The organism is Georgenia alba (assembly GCF_042665525.1).
Classification (GTDB): Bacteria; Actinomycetota; Actinomycetes; order Actinomycetales; family Actinomycetaceae; genus Allobogoriella; species Allobogoriella alba.
Window position 1 is genome coordinate 712,018 of the sequence record NZ_JBHTCQ010000002.1, and the last position, 17,913, is coordinate 729,930.

Consider the following 17,913-nt stretch of genomic DNA (forward strand, 5'->3'; position numbering starts at 1 on the left):
GTGCTGTGGACAGGATGTCCGTGTGCGGGTTCTGTGGACGGCCTCAGCTCGGCCGCGTCTGGGGTGCGTTCGCCGCCGTCATGCCCGGGTCCGCGGCCACCGCGTCGCCGAGCACCTCCTCGATCCGGCTCATCGCGTCCTGCGGGATGCTCACGCCGGACGCCTTGACGTTCTCCGCCACCTGCTCCGGGCGCGAGGCGCCGATGATCGCCGCCGCGACGTTCTCGTGCTGCAGCACCCAGGCGAGCGCCAGCTGCGCCATCGTGAGGTCCAGGTCCCGAGCCACCGGCCGCAGCTCCTGCACCCGCTCGAGGATGTCGTCCTTCATCCACCGCTCGATCATCGTCGCGCCGCCCTTGCGGTCCGTGGCGCGGGACCCCGCGGGGGCCTCCTGGCCGGGCCGGTACTTCCCGGTGAGCACGCCCTGGGCCACCGGGGAGAAGACGATCTGGGAGATCCCGAGCTCCGCGGAGGTCGGGATGACCTCGCCCTCGATCACCCGGTAGAGCATCGAGTACTGCGGCTGGTTGGAGATGACCTGGAAGCCGAGCTGCTTCGCGTGGTCGTGCGCGAGCCGGAGCTGCTCGGCGGTCCACTCGCTCACCCCGATGTACAGCGCCTTGCCCTGCCGTACGACGTCCGCGAAGGCCTGCATCGTCTCCTCGATCGGGGTCTCCGTATCGAAGCGGTGCGCCTGGTAGACGTCCACGTAGTCCGTCCGCAGCCGCCTCAGGGAGGCGTCGATGGACTCCATGATGTGCTTGCGGGACAGCCCGGAGTCGTTGTGCCCCTTCGGCCCGGTCGGCCAGTACACCTTCGTGAGGATCTCCAGCGACTCGCGCCGCTCACCGCGCAGCGCCTTGCCGAGCACCTTCTCGGCCTTGCCGTTCGCGTAGGCGTCCGCGGTGTCGAACGTCGTGATCCCGGCGTCCAGGGCGGCGCGCACGCACGCACCGGCAGTGTCGGCATCGACCTGCGAGCCGTGGGTGAGCCAGTTGCCGTAGATGATGTCCGAGATCTTCAGGCCCGAACGGCCCAGGTACACGTGATTGACCATGAGCGTGATCGTACGGGCGCCGGCAACGCGGCCCGGACGGCGTCTCAGGTGGGGAACTCGCCCCGCTTGACCTGAGGCTTCGGCTGACGCATGCGGCGGAAGTAGAAGGCGCGCGTGAAGGCGTACAGCCCGGTCCAGCGCGGGATCTCGTCCTCGTCGAAGGTCTTCCGCAGCCGCCGCTTGAGCAGCTGGACCATGAGGAGCCCGTCGATGATCGATACCAGGAGCATCCCGTACGTGCCGATGACGATGACGTTCGCTAGGCCTCGATAGGTCCCGACGAACATCATCGCGATGATGAGCAGCAGCGCGATCGGCATGAAGAGCTCGGCGATGCACCACCGGGCGTCGACGTAGTCGCGGGCGTACCGTCGGGGACGGCCCTTGTCCCGCAACGGCAGGTACCGCTCGTCACCGGTGATCATCGCCTGGCGCTGCTTCTGCCACAGCTCGTTCCGGCGCTCGCGCGCGATGCGCTTGGCCTCCTTGCGGTCGTTCGGCACCAGGGGACGCTTGTTCCGCGCCTCGGCCTCGCGCCGCTTCGGCGTGGGGCGGCCCTTGCCGCCCGGGCGCGGCTCGACCTCGGGCTCCTCGACAGGCGTGTTCTTGCGTCCGATCACCCCAGCAGAGTAGTCGAGCGCGACGGCGTTAGGCTCGCCGTCGTGACGACCGACGACCTCACCCGCCGCACCCGAGACGCCTTCCCGGCGATCCGCGCCGACCTCGAGAAGCTCGTACGCATCCCGAGCGTCTCCTCCTCCTCGTTCGACCAGACGCACGTCGACGCCTCTGCCGAGGCGGTCGCCGCCCTGCTGCGCGACGCCGGGATGCCCGAGGTCGAGATCGTCACCGCCACCACGGCCGACGGCGCGACCTCGCGGCCCGCCGTCATCGCCCACCGTCCCGGCCCCGACGGCGCACCGACCGTCCTGCTCTACGCCCACCACGACGTCCAGCCACCCGGCGCACCGGAGCTGTGGGAGACCGAGCCCTTCGAGCCCACGCTGCGTGGGGACCGGTTGTACGGGCGCGGCGCCGCCGACGACAAGGCCGGGATCATGGCGCACGTCGGCGCGCTGCGCGTGCTCGGCGACGAGCTCGGCGTCGGCGTCACCGTCTTCGCCGAGGGCGAGGAGGAGATCGGCTCGCCGACCTTCCGCGACTTCCTGCGGACCTACGCCGACCGGCTTCGCGCCGACGTCATCGTGGTGGCCGACTCCGGCAACTGGAAGATCGGCGTGCCGGCCCTCACCACGTCGCTGCGCGGCCTGGTCGACTGCGAGGTCGAGGTCCGCGTCCTGGACCACGCCGTGCACTCCGGCATGTTCGGCGGGCCGGTCCTCGACGCCGTCACCCTCATGGCCAGGCTGGTGGCCACCCTCCACGACGACCAGGGCGATGTGGCGGTCCGCGGCCTCGTCGGCTCGGACGCCACCGACGTCGACTATCCCGAGGAGGACCTGCGTGCCGACGCCTCCGTCGTCGACGGGTACCGGCTCGCGGGCACCGGGCCGCTTGCCGCCCGGCTCTGGCGCAAGCCGGCGATCTCCGTGATCGGCATCGACGCCACCAGCGTCGCGGCGGCGTCCAACACGATCGCGCCGGTGTGCCGGGCGAAGCTGTCCATGCGGATCGCGCCCGGTCAGGACCCGGGCGAGGCCGAGCGCCTGCTGCACGAGCACCTGACCGCCCACGCGCCGTTCGGTGCCGCGGTCACCGTCACTCCGGGCGAGCGCGGCCAGGCCTTCGACGCGACCGAGGACACGCCGCACATGCGCACCGCCCGCTGGGCCTTCACGCAGGCCTGGGGCACGGAGCCGGTCGACATCGGCGTAGGCGGCTCCATCCCGTTCATCGCCGACCTCAAGGAGCTCTTCCCGGACGCCGAGATCCTGGTGACCGGCGTCGAGGACCCCGACTCGCGGGCGCACAGCGAGAACGAGTCGGTCCACCTCGGCGAGCTGGAGAAGGTCGTGCTCGCCGAGTCCCTGCTCCTCGCACGCCTGGGCGGACGAGCCTGAGGCACCCGGGAGCCTGCGCGGCCCTCGGGCGCCGGCTCAGGAGTCGGTCGGCTCCGGCGAGCCCGACTCCTCCCCGTCGGGTGAGCCGTCCTCGTCGGAGGGCGTGTCCGAGACCTCGACGTCGAAGTCCACGTGGCCGGTCTCCGGGTCCACGCCCGTGACGGTCGCGGTCACCGGGAACACCGTGTCCGGGTCGTCCTCGGTGGTCATCTCGCAGGTGGTCTCCGCGCCCCGCTCGGCGGGCAGCTCCTCCTCGCAGGAGACCTCCGGCCGGACGGCGTAGTCCTCTTCGACGGAGTCCGCGATCGCCTCGGCGAGGGCGTCCGGCGAGACCGGCTCGACCTCCGGCTCCGCGCCGCACCCGAGCAGCACGAGGACGACGGCGAGTCCGCCGGTCACGGCACCCGCACGCCGGGCCCAGAGGCTTCCTGTCATGGCACGCATCGCGCCGATCGTGCCACAAGGAAGGCACGGCATGATGGCCCGGTGCACGTCCTCATCGCCCCGGACCGGTTCTCCGGCCCCCTCAACGCGGTGCAGGCCGCTCGCGCGCTGGCCTCCGGCTGGGCGGAGACCGTCCCGACCGACCGGCTCTCCCTGTTGCCCATGTCCGACGGCGCCGCGGGCCTGCTCGACGTCGTCATGGCCGCCCGCGGCGGCTCCCTGGTGCCGGTCAGCGCGGACGGCCCGCTCGGCGCACCGACGGTCGCCGCCGTGCTCCACGTGCCGGGCGACGGGGGAGGCACGGCGTACGTCGAGGCCGACCAGGTCCTCGGCACGCACCTGGTACCCAGGGAACGCGCCCACGCTGCGAAGGACGGCAGCTCGGCCGGTCTTGCCGCCCTGCTCGAGGCCGCCGTCGCGACGAACGCCGGCCGCATCGTCGTCGGGCTGCCCACCGTCGCCGCGACGCACGACGGCGGCCGCGGCCTGCTCGGCGCGCTCGGCGGCGCGACGGCCGCCCGCGAGGTTCTCGCGCGGCGTGACCTGGTCCTCGCCGTCGCGGACGACCTCCCGCTGCTCGGTCTGCACGGCGCCGGCGCGCTGCTCGGCGAGGACCCCGACGTCGGACCCGCCCTGGCCCAGGAGCTCGAGCGCGACCTCGGTGCCATGACCGCCGACCTCGAGCGGCAGGCCGGTCCGCCACCGAACCCGGTGCTGCTGTCGGCCGGGACCGAGGAGCGTCACGGCCGGCTGGCGAGCAGTCCGGGAAGCGGAGCGGGCGGCGGCGTCGCCTTCGCCCTGCGCCTGCTCGGCGCGCGCCCCATGCCCGGCGCCGACGTCGTGGCCGGCGCGGTCGGCCTGGCCGGTGCCGTGGCGCGGGCGGACCTCGTGCTGACCGGCTCGGCGGTCTTCGACGCCCCGGCCCTCACGCAGTCCGTCGTCGCCACCGTGGCCCGCACCGCACTGGACCGTGCGCTGCCGGTGGTCGTGGTCGCCGAGGAGATCCGCACCAGCCGCCGTGAGGTCGCGCCGCTCGGCATCTCGGGCACGTATGAGGTGCAGGACACGTCCCGACTGCGTCCCCGCCTCGCCGCCCCACCGGCGGCCGACCTCGAGACCGCGGTCCGGGCGCGGGCTCGCCGGCTCGCCCGCACCTGGTCGACCTCCTGATCGGGAACGACGTACCCTGGTGAGGGAACAACGGCGGGCCGTCGGCGTTATCGCTGGTGCAGCCCGCCAGGGCCGGGACCGCCCGGCCGTCCGACGAGAAGCTGGAGAGTGTCATGAGCGAGACCGCCGAGCAGGTCGCCACCCACGGCGTGGTCCTCACCGACGTCGCCGCGAACAAGGTCCGCACGCTGCTGGAGCAGGAGGGCCGGGACGACCTGCGCCTCCGCGTCGCCGTGCAGCCCGGTGGTTGCTCCGGCCTCATCTACCAGCTCTACTTCGACGAGCGCTTCCTCGACGGTGACGCCGTCCGTGAGTTCGAGGGCGTGGAGGTCGTCGTGGACCGGATGAGCGTGCCGTACCTCGACGGCGCGACCATCGACTTCGCGGACACCATCGAGAAGCAGGGCTTCACGATCGACAACCCGAACGCCGGCGGGTCCTGCGCCTGCGGCGACTCGTTCCACTGACCGAACCCGCTCACCGCGGCCCCGCGCCGGAGTTCCGGCCGGGGCCGTCGTGCTGTCCGGCTCCCGCCCACCCCATCCAGGAGACCTCGTGCGTACCCGTCTCACCGCCGTGACCGCTCTCGCTCTCGGTGCCGCCCTCACCCTCGCGGCCTGCGGCGAGGAGGAGCCGGCCGGGGAAGGCACAGGCGAGGAGACGGCCACCGGGACGGCGGAGCTGCCCGACGTCGAGGGCGGGTTCGGCGAGCCGCCGACCCTCGAGTTCGGACCCGGCCAGGCGCCGGCGGACCTCGAGACCGAGGTCCTGCAGGAGGGTGACGGCGCGGAGGTCGGCGCCGACGACTTCGTGGTGGCCGACTACCACGGCCAGGTCTGGGACGTGGACGAGCCCTTCGACACCTCGTTCCGGCGGGATGCGCCGTCCGGCTTCAGCCTCAACGGGGTCGTCCCCGGCTGGAAGCAGGGACTGACCGGCACCCACGTCGGGGACCGCGTCCTGCTCTCCATCCCACCGGACCTGGGCTACGGCGCCGAGGGCACCCAGGACGGCTCGGTGCCTCCGGACTCGACCCTCGTCTTCGTCGTCGACGTGGTCGACCGGCTCGACCCCGACGTCACCGGCGAGGCCGATGCCGAGCCGGTCGAGCCCGCGCCGGACCTCCCGGTGACCGTCGAGGGGGACCTCGGCGCGCCGGCCACGATCTCCGTCGACGAGGGCGCCCAGCCACCGGCCGAGGTCTCGGCGACGACGGTCGCGACCGGGAGCGGCGCGCCCGTGCAGCCGGGGCGGGCGGCGCTGATCCAGTTCGCGGTGACGAGCTGGGACAACGGCCAGCAGCAGAGCACGTGGGAGAGCGACGGCGTGACGTCGGTCACGATCGGACAGGGCAGCCTCTTCGACCAGCTGGCCGACGCTCCTGTCGGCTCACGAGTCGTCATCCAGGCCCCGGAGCAGCAGGGGACCGGGCAGACCGGGCCGCAGCCGGCCATCGCCATGGTCGTCGACGTTATCGACGTCATCGAGCCCCGCTGAGACGTACCGTCAGAAGGTGCCGCGTCGATGGGGCGGAGCATCGGCCGTGGCCACTAAGGTAGGACCCGCACCACCAGCGCGTCGGAAGGTCAGAACCCGTGCCACCCACTCGCCGTAGCAGGCGTCCGGTCGTGCGTTCCCTCGCCCTCACGGGCGTGGTGTCGCTCGCTGCGGCGGCGTGCGCGCCCGCCGACCAGTTCCCGAGCGAACCGGGCGGCGGCGTCGACGTCGGCTTCCTGCCGACGGAGCGCGGCATGACCGACCGGACCGACGCGCTGATCGACCTGTGGAACGGCTCCTGGATCGCGGCGCTCGTCGTCGGCGTGATCGTCTGGGGCCTGACGATCTGGTGCGTGGTGGCCTACCGGAAGCGCAAGAACGACAGGCAGCTCCCGGTGCAGCTGCGCTACCACGTGCCGCTCGAGCTGCTGTACACGCTGGTGCCGCTGCTCATGGTCGGCGTCCTGTTCTACTTCTCCTCGGGCGTCACCAACGACTTCCAGCGCGTCGGCCAGAACGAGGCCGCCGGCGTCGACAGCAACGCCTACGTGTCGGTCCCCGCCGAGGACACCGAGGCGGACCTCGCCATCGAGGTGTACGGCAAGCAGTGGAGCTGGGACTTCAACTACGTCACGGACGGGGTGTACTCCTCGGGCGACCGCGTCGAGCTCACCGGCGAGCCCGGACCGGAGGAGACGCTCCCGACGCTGTACCTGCCCGTCGGTGAGACGGTGACGTTCACCCTGCACACCCGCGACGTCGCCCACTCCTTCTGGATCCCTGCCTTCCTGTACAAGATGGACCTCCTCCCCGGCCGGGTGAACACCTTCCAGGTCACCCCGCAGGTGGAGGGGACGTACTCGGGCAAGTGCGCCGAGCTGTGCGGCGAGTACCACTCCGAGATGCTGTTCAACGTCGAGGTCGTCGACCGTGCGACCTACGACGCCCGCATGCAGGAGCTCCGCGACGCCGGCCAGACGGGCCGGATCGGCGACGAGCTCAACCGCCAGTACCTCGTGACGCAGGAGGACGAGCACTGATGGCGACCACCTCCGCACTGCGCCCCGAGACGATCCCTGGCCTGCGTCCCCAGCGTCAGAGCCTCGGCAAGAAGCTCGTCGGCTGGATGACGACGACCGACCACAAGGTCATCGGCAACCTCTACACGACGACGTCGTTCGTGTTCTTCATGATCGGCGGCGTGCTCGCGCTGCTGATGCGTGCCGAGCTCTTCGAGCCGGGGATGCTGCTGCAGTCGAAGGAGCAGTACAACCAGTACTTCACGATGCACGGCACGATCATGATGCTGCTGTTCGCGACGCCGCTGTTCTCGGCGTTCGCCAACGCGCTCGTGCCGCTGCAGATCGGCGCACCGGACGTCGCGTTCCCGCGCCTGAACGCGTTCTCGTACTGGCTGTTCTTCTTCGGCGGCCTGCTCGTCGTGGGCGGGTTCCTCACCCCCAAGGGGGCCGCGAGCTTCGGGTGGACGGCCTACACGCCGTTGTCCAACGTGGTCTTCTCACCCGGTCTCGGGGGAGACCTGTGGGTGCTCGGGCTGGCGATGACAGGTTTCGCGACGATCTTCGGGTCGGTGAACTTCGCGACGACGATCATCACCATGCGCGCACCCGGCATGACGATGTTCCGGATGCCGATCTTCACCTGGAACGTCCTCATCACGTCGATCCTGGCGCTCATGGCGTTCCCGGTCCTCGCGGCCGCGCTCTTCGGCCTCGCGATCGACCGCCTGATGGGCGGCCAGATCTTCAACCCCGAGGCAGGCGGCTCGCTGCTGTGGCAGCACCTGTTCTGGTTCTTCGGGCACCCCGAGGTCTACATCATCGCCCTGCCGTTCTTCGGCATCATCTCCGAGGTCATCCCGGTCTTCTCGCGCAAGCCGCTGTTCGGCTACAAGAGCCTCGTCTTCGCCACCATCGCCATCGCGGCCCTGTCCGTGACCGTGTGGGCGCACCACATGTTCCCGACCGGCGGGGTGATGCTCGCGTTCTTCTCGCTGATGACGATGCTCATCGCGGTCCCGACCGGCGTGAAGTTCTTCAACTGGATCGGCACCATGTGGCGGGGGAAGATCACCTTCGAGACGCCGATGCTGTACTCGCTCGGCTTCCTGGTGACGTTCCTCTTCGGCGGCCTGACGGGCATCGTGCTGTCCAGCCCGGCGATGGACTTCCACGTCCACGACACCTACTTCGTGGTGGGCCACTTCCACTACGTCGTCTTCGGGACCGTGGTGTTCGCGATGTACGCCGGCTTCTTCTTCTGGTGGCCCAAGTGGACGGGCCGGATGCTGGACGAGCGGCTCGGGAAGATCCAGTTCTGGATCCTCTTCATCGGCTTCCACACCACGTTCCTGGTGCAGCACTGGCTCGGCGTGCAGGGCATGCCCCGTCGCTACGCCGACTACATGGTCGAGGACGGCTTCACGCTGTACAACCAGATCTCCACGATCGGCGCGGTCCTCATCGCGATCTCCACGCTGCCGTTCCTGTGGAACGTGTACAAGACCATGCGTGGCCCTCGTACGGTGTTCGTCGATGACCCCTGGGGCTTCGGCAACTCGCTCGAGTGGGCGACCGGTTCCCCGGTGCCGCGCCACAACTTCACCTCGCTGCCGCGCATCCGGTCCGAGCGCCCCGCCTTCGACCTGCACCACCCCGAGGTGGCGGCCATGGACCAGGCCGAGCCGAACCGCGACCTGCTCGACGCCGCCTACGCCGGCGCGCCCCGCACCGGGCGGGACCAGGTGGTCGAGGAGCGCCAGCAGCGCAACGACCAGGAAGGTGACCAGCGATGAGCCGCGACTCTCAGCAGTCCCACGAGACCGAGCGACCCAGCAAGCCGCTCGCCATCGAGGCCTGGCTGTTCCTCGCCGGCGTGTTCGCCTTCATCCCGGTCGCCGTCATCTACGGGTTCGTGGCGGACTGGGAGCCGGTCGGCACCACCGGCCTGTTCCTGCTCGCGGCCCTCTCTGCGTTGGCCGGCGGCTACCTGTGGATCACCGGGCGGCGCATCGACATGCGGCCCGAGGACAACCCGACGGCGGACATCGACGAGCGCGCCGGAGAGGTGGGCGTGTTCTCCCCGCACAGCTGGTGGCCGCTGGTGCTGGGCATCGCCACGACGCTCGGCTTCCTGGGCCTGGCCATCGGCTGGTGGATGGTCGGCCTCGGGATGTTCATCGGCCTCGTCGGCCTGGTGGGCCTGCTCTTCGAGTTCTACCGCGGTCAGCACGCCCACTGATCCGCCGTCCGGGCCGCGGGCCCGTCAGCCCTTCACGGCGCCTTCGGTGAGACCGCCCCGCCAGTAGCGCTGGAGCACCAGCATGAGGATGGCGAGCGGCACGATGCTGAGCAGCGCGCCACCGATCGTCAGCTGGAAGAACTGGGGCAACCGGTCGGTCTGCGCGAGCCAGGTGTCCAGGCCGAGGGTGATCGGGTAGAGCTCCTCGTCCGCGAGCATCACCAGCGGCAGGAAGTAGTTGTTCCAGATCGCCACGAACTGGAAGAGGAACACCGTCACGAGGGCGGGCGCCAGCTGCCGCAGGACCAGCGTGTGGAAGATCCGCAGCTCCCCGGCGCCGTCGAGCCGCCCGGACTCCAGCATCGAGTCCGGGATGGCGGCCTGCGCGTAGATGCGGGCCAGGAACATCCCGAACGGTGAGATCAGCGACGGGATCAGCACCGCCCAGTAGGTGTTGGTGATCCCGACCGCGCTGAAGACGAAGAACAGCGGCAGCGCGGTGGCCGTTCCCGGCACCAGGACGCCGCCCAGCACCAGGCCGAACACGGTCTCCCGCCCACGGAACCGGTACTTCGCCAGCGCGTAGCCGGCGGCCGCGGCGAAGTACGTCGCCACGAGCGCGCCGACGCCCGAGTAGAGCAGCGAGTTGCCCGCCCACCGGACGAAGACGCCCTCGTTGACGGTCAGCACGTCCCGGAGGTTCTCCAGCAGCTGGAACTCCGGCCCGAACCAGAAGCCGTTTGTCGAGAAGAGCGCGTCGCTCGACTTCGTCGCGTTCACCACCACCCAGTAGGCGGGAACGACGAAGTAGATGGCGACGAGCGTCAGGATCGAGGTGACCAGGATCTTGGTGGACGCCTTCGCCCCGGCGGTCCGGTTCTCGGCGCTCATCGGCGGCCCCCTCTCGACGCCAGCGCAAGCGTGACGAACGACAGCACGAACGCCGCGACCGCGATGATCACGGCCTGGGCCGCGGCCACCCCGAACTCGTTGTACTGGAACGCGTAGGTGTACGCGGAGAGGTTCGGCGTGTACTCGCTGTCGATGCCGGAGGAGAGCGGGGCGAGCACCCGCGGCTCGGCGAAGAGCTGGAGCGTGCCGATGATGGAGAAGATGACGGTCAGCAGCACCGCGGGCCGGATCAGCGGGAGCTGGATGGACATCGCGACGCGGAACGCACCCGCGCCGTCGATGCGCGCCGCCTCGTACACCTCGGTCGGCACCGACTTCAGCTGCGCGATGATGATGAGCATGTTGTAGCCGGTGTACGTCCAGGTGACGATGTTCGCGATGCTCCAGAGCACGAGCTCCGGCGCCAGGAAGTCGACCTGGATCCCGACCATCCCGAGCACGTCGATGATCGGGCTGAGCCCGGGGATGTAGAGGAAGGACCACAGGATCGTGGCGATGACGCCGGGGATCCCGTAGGGGAGGAAGTACGCCGTCCGGAACAGCCCCGGCCACCGCGCGGACGCGCTCTCCAGCAGGAGCGCCAGGACCGTGGCGGCGACGATCATCACGGTCACCTGCACGACCCCGAACAGGATCATGCGCCAGATGGAGGCGATGAAGTTCTCGTTCGCCAGAGCGGTCAGGTAGTTCTCGAACCCGGCGAAACGGGTGGTGACACCGTCCTCGCCGAGCAGACCGCTGCGCTCCACCGTCAGCAGGCTCTGCCAGACGGCGATCGCGATCGGGATCACGTAGCAGATGACGAACAGGACCAGGAAGGGCGAGAGCAGGAGCCAGGGCGCCGCGCGGTGCCTCACGAGGCCACCTCCGCGTCGAGACCCACGTCCCGCATGATCCGCAGCACCTCGTTCTGCGCCCGGGGGAAGAAGTCCACCAGCGGGGCGCCGCCCGTGACCCGGGCCCGCATGCCGTCACCGAGGATGTTGTTGAGCCGCTGGGTCATCGGAGGCCACACCCAGTCCAGGTTCTGCCCTTCCGCCATCGGCTGGATGACCTCCTCGTTGTAGCTCTGGCCGCTGAAGAACTCCGAGGGCTGCTCCCGGACGGCGCCGATGTAGTCGGCGGCCGGGGACCAGCCGATCCCCGAGAACTCGACCATGGCGTCGATGCCTGCCGGGTCCGTGCACATCCAGACGAGGAACTCCAGGGCCTCGGCCGGGTGCTCGGAATGGGCCATCACCGCGGCGCTGGAGCCGCCGAGCATGGCCGAGGCGAAGCCCATGTCCTCCCACCGGGGCATGGGGGCGACGGCCCAGCGGCCGGCGCCGTCGGGGACGCCCTCGATGAGGGCGTCCCCCCACGATCCGCCCGTGTAGGACAGGATCTGGTTCTGGCCCGCGGCCGCCATCCACGGCGTGGTGAACGGGCCGTAGCCGGTGCCGACGAGCTCGTCCGCGATGACGCCGTCCCAGAACTCCGCGACCTCGAGCGTCGCGTCGCCGGCCATGTCGATGATCCAGCCGTCCCCCTCCGGGCGGAACCACTGCGCGCCGGCCTGCATCGCCACGAAGACCGGGAACGAACCGTCGCCCGGGTCGAGGGTCGCGATCCAGCGGCTATTCCCGGAGCCCTTGACCTCCTGCGCCAGCTCCCGCCACTCGGGCCAGGTGGCGGGCGGCGCCCCGCCGATCTCCTCGAGCATCTCGCGGTTGTAGAAGAACGCGCCGGGACCGGTGTCCTGGGGGATCGCCCAGACCGAGTCACCGACGGCCACCTGGGACCAGGCACCGGGATCGAACGCGGACTCGTGGTCGGCCGCCCCGTACCGGCTGAGCTCGACGAGGGCACCCGCGAGGGCGAACTCGGGGACGCTGCGCAGCTCGACCTGTGCGATGTCCGGACCGCCGCCCGCCGCGACGGCGGACAGGATCTTCGCGTAGCCGCCACCGTCGCCGCCGGGGATCCATGCGGCCTCCACACGGATGCGGTCCTGGGTGTCGTTGAAGATGTCGCAGACCCGCTGCAGATCCTTCAGCCAGGCCCAGTAGGTGAGGGTGACGGGTCCGTCGGCCGGGGCGATCGTGGGAGCGGCGTTGACGTTCTCGCCGGCTGCCATGGCTCCGCAGCCGGCGACGGATGCCAGGCCGAGCGCGCTGCTGCCGAGCAGGAAGCCCCGGCGGGTCAGCCCCGGGCCGGGGGGCCTCATCGAGGCGCGCGCACGATCCGGACGGGGCTCGACCATCCTTGGTCCTCCTCGAGCAGGCGGCTAGCCGATCGTTCGCCGAATATAGCGACGGCACGGGTCCGTTCCGCGCTTCCGCTGCTCTTCCGCGCGTCGCCCGGACGCACGAGGGCCCCGGGCGAACCGCCCGGGGCCCGATGGCCGTGTGTCAGGCCGGGACGATGAGGCCGGGGGCCTGCGCGGTGGCCTTCGTCAGGCGAGCCGCGACGTCCTGCCAGTTCACGATGTTCCAGAACGCCTTGACGTAGTCCGCCTTGACGTTGAGGTAGTCGAGGTAGAAGGCGTGCTCCCACATGTCGAGCTGCAGGAGCGGGATGGTGCCGACCGGCACGTTGTTCTGCTGGTCGTACATCTGGAAGATCACCAGCCTGCCCGCGACGGAGTCGTAGGCGAGGACGGACCAGCCGGACCCCTGGATGGAGGTCGCGTTGGCGGTGAAGTGGTTCTTGAAGCCGTCGAAGGAGCCGAAGGAGTCCTTGATGGCCTCGGCCACCTCGCCCTCCGGCTCGCCGCCGCCGTCGGGGGAGAGGTTGTTCCAGAAGATCGTGTGGTTGACGTGGCCACCCAGGTTGAACGCGAGGTTCTTCTCGAACAGGTTGACGGCGGACAGGTCACCAGACTCCCGCGCCCCGGCCAGCTTCTCCAGGGCCGCGTTCGCACCGTCGACGTAGGTCTTGTGGTGCTTGTCGTGGTGCAGCTCCATGATCTTGCCGCTGATGTGCGGCTCGAGAGCGCTGTAGTCGTAGGGAAGGTCGGGCAGCGTGTACACGGCCATGTGTCCTCCTCAAGGATCGGGCGGCGGGTGCCGCGTATCGGTCGGTCCGCAGCAGCAGGACCGCTCGTCAGTCCCAACCTATTAGGTCGGCCGATGTTCCCGCCCGTCCAGAGGCTGGACCGGAAGGATCAGTCCCGTTCCTGCCGGGCCAGCGTCGCGATCGAGCCACCCGCGTGCGTGGGCGTCGTCTCCTCGTGGTGCTCGCCGTCGCCGTCGCCGTCGGAGGAGTACGCCGGGTGCGTGACGTCCAGGGCGCCGCCGTGGACGCCGTCGATGCTGCTGGTCTGCGCAGCCTCGACCTCCGCCGGCTCGTGGTGGTCGTGGTGCGCCGCCGCCAGCTCGGCCGGTGTCACCGGCTCCACGCGGTCCTCGTAGAAGAACGAGGACAGGCGGCGGCGGACGTTGTCCAGGCGGTAGCCGGGACGGTCCACGCCGTTCCGGTCGGTCGCCGGGCCGACCTCGATCGGCCGGCGGGCGTCGTGGGCCACGAGGATCCAGCGCTCGTGGTCGGTGAGCGGCTTGTGGACCTCCATGAAGGCGCCGTTGGCGAGCTGCACCACGCGCCCCGTCTCGTGCCCGTGCAGGGCGAGCTCGCGGTCGCGGCGCTGCAGCCCGAGGCAGATCCGCTTCGTCAGGACGAACATCAGCACCGGCAGGAGGAAGAACGTGATGCGGAAGAACCAGGTGATGTCGTTGATCGAGAGGTGGAAGTGCGTGGCGATGAGGTCGTTGGACCCGGCCAGCACCAGGACCCCGAAGGCCACCAGGTAGGCGACGCCGAGCGCGGTGCGCACCGGCGCGTTGCGGGGACGGTCCAGGACGTGGTGCTCCCGCTGGTCCTTCGTGGCGGCCGCCTCGATGAACGGGTAGAGCGCCAGCAGCGTGAACAGCAGCCCGGGGATGATCACACCGGGGATGAGGATGTTCAGCGAGAGGGTGTAGCCGCCGATGACGACCTCCCACCCCGGCATGAGGCGCAGCGCACCCTCGAGGAAGAGCATGTACCAGTCCGGCTGGGCGCCCGCGGACACCGGCGAGGGGTCGTACGGGCCGTAGTTCCAGACATTGTTGATGGACATCGTCGCGCCCATGAGCGCGATGAAGCCGAACACGATGAGGAAGAAGCCCGCCATCTTGGTCACGTACACGGGGAAGGCCGGGTAGCCCACCACGTTGCCGTCGCTGCGGCCGACACCGGGGTACTGCGTGTGCTTGTGCACCACCATGAGCACGAGGTGCACCGTGACCAGCGCGACGATGAGCGCCGGGATGAGCAGGATGTGGACGGTGAACAGCCGCGGGATGATGTGCACACCCGGGAACTCACCGCCGAACAGTCCGTAGCTGACGTACGAGCCGAGGATCGGGATGGCCTTCGCCACGCCGTCGGCGATGCGCAGGCCGTTGCCCGAGAGCACGTCGTCCGGCAGCGAGTAGCCGGAGAAGCCCGCGGCCAGGCCGAGGATCATCAGGGTGAAGCCGACCAGCCAGTTGATCTCGCGGGGCTTGCGGAACGCGCCGGTGAAGAAGATCCGGAAGGCGTGCACCACGATCGCGGCCATGAACAGCAGCGCGGCCCAGTGGTGCATCTGCCGCATGAGCAGACCGCCGGGAACCTCGAACGACATCCAGACGGTCGAGTAGTACGCGACCGACATCTCCAGGCCCTGATGGCTCTCCGGCAGCGCGTCCTCGGGGTAGTGGGTGTGCGCCATCGAGGGCTCGAAGAACATGGTGAGGAAGATGCCCGTGAGGATGAGCACCACGAAGCTCCAGAGGGCGATCTCGCCCAGCAGGAACGACCAGTGCTCCGGAAAGATCTTCCGCCCGATGAACTTGACGGCCTTCGCGACGCCGACGCGGCTGTCCAGGATGTCGGCCGTGGCCTGGACCGGCTTGCCCGGGCGGTACTCGCCGGACGGCCGGGCGGTCGGGGTGGAGGAGGAGATGCTCACGTCAGACGCTCCCAGTAGCTCGGGCCGATCGGCTCGTCGAAGTCGGCGCGGGCCACGAGGTAGCCCTCGTCGTCGACGGCGATCGGCAGCTGGGGCAGGGGTCGCTTGGCCGGTCCGAAGACGACCTTCGCCTGGTCGGTCATGTCGAACGTCGACTGGTGGCACGGGCACAGCAGGTGGTGGGTCTGCTGCTCGTAGAGCGCCACCGGGCAGCCGACGTGGGTGCAGATCTTGGAGTAGGCGACGATGCCGTTGTAGGACCAGTCCGCCTTCTCGGCCGGCTCCTTGAGGATGTCCGGGTCCATCCGGACCATGAGGACGACGGCCTTGGCCTTCTCCTCGTAGAAGTGCTCCTCCTCGTTGAGCCCGTGCGGGATCACGTGGAAGACCGAGCCGATCGTGACGTCGCTCGCCCGGATCGGTGTGTCGTCGGGGTCGCGCGCGAGTCGCCGCGCCCGGGTGCCGTCGGGCAGGGTGCCGGAGAACTCCTCCGGGGTCTCGCCCCAGATCGTGTGACGGAACGCGCCGGTGTTCCAGTCACCCCCCAGGTTCCCCACGAAGGGGACGAGGTAGGGCAGCGGGGCGAGGGCGACGGCGCCCACGGCGGCCCCCTTCAGGAGCGGGCGGCGTCCGATGCCGGAGTCCTCGACTCCGTGCCTCATCATGTCGCCGGCGACCTGCCGGGTCTCGTCGTCGCTGCGTTGCGGGTGACGCTCCTCGACGTACTCGACGTTCGACATGAGCGTCTTGGACCAGTGGATCGCCGCGACCCCGATGCCGAGCATGCCGACACCAAGGCCGAGGCCGAGGAACAGGGTGCTGTACCGGACGGATTCGCGGGTGTCGTCGAGCGGGATCGCCACGTAGGCGACGATGGCCCCGATGGAGGCGAGGGCGCTGATCAGCAGGATGAGGGCGATGATCCGCTCGTTCCGCTTCGCGGCCCGCGGGTCGGTGTCGGCGAGCCGGCCCCGGTGCTCCTCGAGGCCAGGGTTCTCGAAGAGCTCCGGTTCCTGCGCCCCGCGCGGCGCGACGTGCTGCTCGGTGCTCACGACGACTTCGCTCCGATCCACACCGCGGCGATGATGAGGCCGCCGATGCCGACGATCCACACCCACAGTCCCTCGGAGACCGGCCCGAGCGAGCCGAGGGTGATACCGCCGACGGACGGCTCACGCTGCTCCATGAGGAAGGCGATGATGTCCTGCTTGCCCTCGGGGGAGATGTTCGCCTCGTTGAACACCGGCATGGACTGCGGGCCGGTGAGCATCGCCTCGTAGATCTCGGTGGGCGTCGAGTCGTACAGCCCGGGCGCGAACTTGCCCTCGCTCAGCGCGCCGCCCGCGCCGACCGCGTTGTGGCACATCGCGCAGTTCGTGCGGAACAGTGCGAGGCCGTTGGCCGAGTCCCCGCCCTCGGGGTCGACCATCTCGGCGCTCGGGATGGCAGGGCCGGGCCCCAGCGAGGCGACGTACGCCGCAACCTGGGAGATCTGCTCCGGGTCGAACTGGGGCGCGCGGACCTCCGCCTGCGGGGAGTTGTTGGCCATCGGCATGCGGCCCGTCGCCATCTGGAAGTCGACCGACGCGGCCCCGACCCCGATGAGGGACGGTGCGACGTCCGTGCCCTCGCCGTTCAGGCCGTGACAGGTCGAGCAGTTGGCCTGGAACAGCTCCCGTCCGGCCTCGACGTCCTCGGCCGAGTCGCCGGCGGCGGCGGTGGCGGGCTCGGGGGCGAAGGCGGCGTAGAGCGCGCCGGTCAGGATCAGGGCGAGCAGCAGGAGGGCGGCCGGCGCGAGCCGGCTCCTCCTGCCTGCGGCAAGTGCCTTCACGATGGGACGTCCTCGCTCGGGTCTGGGCGTATGGCGGTCAGCGGGCTTGGGTCAGAGATGGATGAGTGCGTAGTCGAGCACGTAGATGACGAAGAAGAGGCCGATCCACACCACGTCGACGAAGTGCCAGTAGTAGGACGTGACAACGGCGCGGCCCGCCTCGAGGTGCCCGAAGCGCTTCGCGGCGAAGGTCGAGCCCAGGACGTACAGGAAGCCGACGAGGCCGCCGATGACGTGCAGCGCGTGGAAGCCGGTGGTGATGTAGAAGACCGACCCGTAGCTCGACGTCGAGATACGCACCCCGTGATGGATCAGCTCCGTGTACTCCGTGACCTGGCCCGCGACGAAGATCGCGCCCATGATGAAGGTCAGGACGTACCACTCGAGCATGCCCCACTTCGCCACGTTCAGCAGTGATCCGGTGCGCGTCGCCTGGAACCGCTCGGCCGCGAACACGCCCATCTGGCAGGTCACGGAGCTCAGCACCAGGATCGTGGTGTTCCCGAGCGCGAACGGGAAGTTGAGGACGCTCGTGGCCTCCGCCCACGCCTCCGGCCCTGCGACGGACCGGTGCGTGAAGTACATGGCGAACAGACCGGCGAAGAACATCAGCTCGCTGGAGAGCCAGATCATCACGCCGACCGAGAGCGTGTTGGGGCGCTTGATGTGCACGGGCCCCGCGGCGGCTACGGCGGTTGTTGACGACACCCCGTCATTATGGCCCAGACCAGGGGCGTTCTGGCCAGTT

18 protein-coding genes are annotated in these 17,913 nt (G+C 70.0%); 7 read left to right on the forward strand and 11 right to left on the reverse strand.

Annotated elements, in window-relative coordinates:
• Nucleotides 1–43 precede the first annotated feature (43 nt).
• Nucleotides 44–1,057, reverse strand: coding sequence for an aldo/keto reductase family protein (locus tag ACFQQL_RS13125; protein WP_382395060.1), 1,014 nt, complete (start codon nucleotides 1,055–1,057; stop codon nucleotides 44–46).
• Between the two features lie 44 nt (nucleotides 1,058–1,101).
• Nucleotides 1,102–1,677: a DUF3043 domain-containing protein gene (locus tag ACFQQL_RS13130; protein ID WP_382395062.1), complete on the reverse strand. Its 576-nt coding sequence runs from the start codon at nucleotides 1,675–1,677 to the stop codon at nucleotides 1,102–1,104.
• Between the two features lie 42 nt (nucleotides 1,678–1,719).
• On the opposite strand from ACFQQL_RS13130, the gene ACFQQL_RS13135 reads away from it, so the two are divergent.
• Nucleotides 1,720–3,078 carry a dipeptidase gene (locus ACFQQL_RS13135; protein WP_382395064.1) on the forward strand — a complete coding sequence of 453 codons (1,359 nt, stop codon included), beginning with the start codon at nucleotides 1,720–1,722 and terminating at the stop codon, nucleotides 3,076–3,078.
• Between the two features lie 36 nt (nucleotides 3,079–3,114).
• Here ACFQQL_RS13135 and ACFQQL_RS13140 read toward each other — a convergent pair whose 3' ends face one another.
• Nucleotides 3,115–3,513: a DUF4333 domain-containing protein gene (locus ACFQQL_RS13140; RefSeq protein WP_382395066.1), complete on the reverse strand. Its 399-nt coding sequence runs from the start codon at nucleotides 3,511–3,513 to the stop codon at nucleotides 3,115–3,117.
• A 51-nt stretch (nucleotides 3,514–3,564) separates the two neighbouring features.
• On the opposite strand from ACFQQL_RS13140, the gene ACFQQL_RS13145 reads away from it, so the two are divergent.
• From ACFQQL_RS13145 to ACFQQL_RS13170, 6 genes are all read left to right on the forward strand, one after another.
• Nucleotides 3,565–4,692: a glycerate kinase gene (locus ACFQQL_RS13145; protein WP_382395068.1), complete on the forward strand. Its 1,128-nt coding sequence runs from the start codon at nucleotides 3,565–3,567 to the stop codon at nucleotides 4,690–4,692.
• A 113-nt stretch (nucleotides 4,693–4,805) separates the two neighbouring features.
• Nucleotides 4,806–5,159 (forward strand): iron-sulfur cluster insertion protein ErpA, encoded by a 354-nt coding sequence (gene erpA / locus ACFQQL_RS13150; protein ID WP_382395070.1) that lies wholly within the window; start codon nucleotides 4,806–4,808, stop codon nucleotides 5,157–5,159.
• Between the two features lie 88 nt (nucleotides 5,160–5,247).
• Complete coding sequence (locus ACFQQL_RS13155) at nucleotides 5,248–6,189, forward strand: FKBP-type peptidyl-prolyl cis-trans isomerase (RefSeq protein WP_382395072.1); 942 nt, start codon at nucleotides 5,248–5,250, stop codon at nucleotides 6,187–6,189.
• A gap of 131 nt (nucleotides 6,190–6,320) precedes the next feature.
• Nucleotides 6,321–7,229: an aa3-type cytochrome oxidase subunit II gene (gene ctaC, locus ACFQQL_RS13160; protein WP_382395074.1), complete on the forward strand. Its 909-nt coding sequence runs from the start codon at nucleotides 6,321–6,323 to the stop codon at nucleotides 7,227–7,229.
• Nucleotides 7,229–9,004 (forward strand): aa3-type cytochrome oxidase subunit I, encoded by a 1,776-nt coding sequence (ctaD, locus tag ACFQQL_RS13165; RefSeq protein ID WP_382395076.1) that lies wholly within the window; start codon nucleotides 7,229–7,231, stop codon nucleotides 9,002–9,004. The genes ctaC and ctaD overlap by 1 nt, the downstream gene beginning before the upstream one ends.
• Nucleotides 9,001–9,450, forward strand: coding sequence for a cytochrome c oxidase subunit 4 (locus tag ACFQQL_RS13170; RefSeq protein WP_382395078.1), 450 nt, complete (start codon nucleotides 9,001–9,003; stop codon nucleotides 9,448–9,450). Before ctaD ends, ACFQQL_RS13170 begins: the two co-directional genes overlap by 4 nt.
• Nucleotides 9,451–9,474: 24 nt before the next feature.
• On the opposite strand, the gene ACFQQL_RS13175 is transcribed toward ACFQQL_RS13170, so the two are convergent.
• From ACFQQL_RS13175 to ctaE, 8 genes are all read right to left on the reverse strand, one after another.
• Entirely contained in the window at nucleotides 9,475–10,341 is an 867-nt protein-coding gene (locus ACFQQL_RS13175) for a carbohydrate ABC transporter permease (protein WP_382395080.1), read from the reverse strand.
• On the reverse strand, nucleotides 10,338–11,219 hold the full coding sequence (locus tag ACFQQL_RS13180; RefSeq protein WP_382395082.1) for a carbohydrate ABC transporter permease: 882 nt from the start codon (nucleotides 11,217–11,219) through the stop codon (nucleotides 10,338–10,340). Before ACFQQL_RS13180 ends, ACFQQL_RS13175 begins: the two co-directional genes overlap by 4 nt.
• Nucleotides 11,216–12,604 carry an ABC transporter substrate-binding protein gene (locus ACFQQL_RS13185; RefSeq protein WP_382395084.1) on the reverse strand — a complete coding sequence of 463 codons (1,389 nt, stop codon included), beginning with the start codon at nucleotides 12,602–12,604 and terminating at the stop codon, nucleotides 11,216–11,218. The genes ACFQQL_RS13180 and ACFQQL_RS13185 overlap by 4 nt, the downstream gene beginning before the upstream one ends.
• Nucleotides 12,605–12,752: 148 nt before the next feature.
• Nucleotides 12,753–13,379, reverse strand: coding sequence for a superoxide dismutase (locus tag ACFQQL_RS13190; protein WP_382395086.1), 627 nt, complete (start codon nucleotides 13,377–13,379; stop codon nucleotides 12,753–12,755).
• 128 nt (nucleotides 13,380–13,507) lie between these two features.
• Nucleotides 13,508–15,328 (reverse strand): cytochrome bc1 complex cytochrome b subunit, encoded by a 1,821-nt coding sequence (qcrB, locus tag ACFQQL_RS13195; RefSeq protein ID WP_382395388.1) that lies wholly within the window; start codon nucleotides 15,326–15,328, stop codon nucleotides 13,508–13,510.
• 2 nt (nucleotides 15,329–15,330) lie between these two features.
• Complete coding sequence (qcrA, locus tag ACFQQL_RS13200; RefSeq protein WP_382395088.1) at nucleotides 15,331–16,386, reverse strand: cytochrome bc1 complex Rieske iron-sulfur subunit; 1,056 nt, start codon at nucleotides 16,384–16,386, stop codon at nucleotides 15,331–15,333.
• Nucleotides 16,383–17,165, reverse strand: a complete 783-nt coding sequence (qcrC, locus tag ACFQQL_RS13205; RefSeq protein ID WP_382395089.1) for a cytochrome bc1 complex diheme cytochrome c subunit — start codon at nucleotides 17,163–17,165, stop codon at nucleotides 16,383–16,385. The genes qcrA and qcrC overlap by 4 nt, the downstream gene beginning before the upstream one ends.
• 51 nt (nucleotides 17,166–17,216) lie before the next feature.
• Nucleotides 17,217–17,873, reverse strand: a complete 657-nt coding sequence (ctaE, locus tag ACFQQL_RS13210; RefSeq protein WP_382395091.1) for an aa3-type cytochrome oxidase subunit III — start codon at nucleotides 17,871–17,873, stop codon at nucleotides 17,217–17,219.
• Nucleotides 17,874–17,913 lie beyond the last annotated feature (40 nt).